Origin of the sequence: Nocardia amamiensis NBRC 102102, assembly GCF_001612745.1 — a bacterium.
In the GTDB taxonomy this organism is placed as follows: domain Bacteria; phylum Actinomycetota; class Actinomycetes; order Mycobacteriales; family Mycobacteriaceae; genus Nocardia; species Nocardia amamiensis.
In genome coordinates this window covers 1-812 of record NZ_BDBA01000430.1, presented here as the reverse complement: position 1 = coordinate 812, position 812 = coordinate 1, and the positions used below count along the sequence as shown (strand labels likewise).

The following is an 812-nucleotide window of genomic DNA, read 5'->3' as shown; positions in this document are numbered from 1 at the left end:
CTGACCTACGCGGAGCTGGACCGGCGTGCGAATGTGCTGGCGCGCAGGCTGATCGCCGACGGCGCGGGGCCGGAGACGCTGGTCGCGGTGATCCTGCCGCGGTCGCTGGACCTGGTGGTCGCGCTGCTTGCCGTGGTGAAGACCGGTGCCGGCTACGTGCCGGTGGACCCGACCTACCCGGCCGACCGCATCGCCTACGTGCTCGCCGATTCCCGGCCGACCAGCGTGGTGCTCGATTCCACGGTGCAGGTCGCTGTCCCGGACGGGCTGCCCGCCGTGGTGCTGGACGGCTTCGCGGTGGAGACCGGCAATATCGAAGACGCCGACGACGCGCCGATCACCAACGCCGACCGGAACGCCGCGCTCACGCCGGACAACGTCGCGTACGTGATCTACACCTCCGGCTCGACCGGCCGCCCGAAGGGCGTCGCGGTGGCGCACCGCAATGTGGTGCGGTTGTTCGCGAACACCGACCGCGACTTCGGTTTCGGGCCCGAGGACACCTGGACGTTGTTCCACAGCTACGCCTTCGACTTCTCGGTGTGGGAGCTGTGGGGCCCGCTGCTGTTCGGCGGCACCCTCGTGGTGGTCGACTACTACACCTCACGCTCGCCGGAGCAGTTCCTGGAACTGCTGCGCGCCGAACGCGTCACGGTGCTCAACCAGACGCCGTCCGCGTTCTACCAGCTGGCCGAGGCAGACCGGAACGCCGCGCCCGGCGCCGCGCCACTGGCGCTGCGTTACGTGGTGTTCGGCGGTGAGGCGCTGGAGCTGCGCAGGCTGTCGGATTGGGTGGCGCGCCACGGCGATGG

1 protein-coding gene is annotated in these 812 nt (G+C 70.3%); it reads left to right on the top strand.

Features of this window, described 5'->3' with window-relative positions; all coding sequences use genetic code 11:
• On the top strand, nucleotides 1-812 hold an 812-nt coding region (locus NA4_RS38215; RefSeq protein WP_157129587.1), incomplete at both ends, for an AMP-binding protein.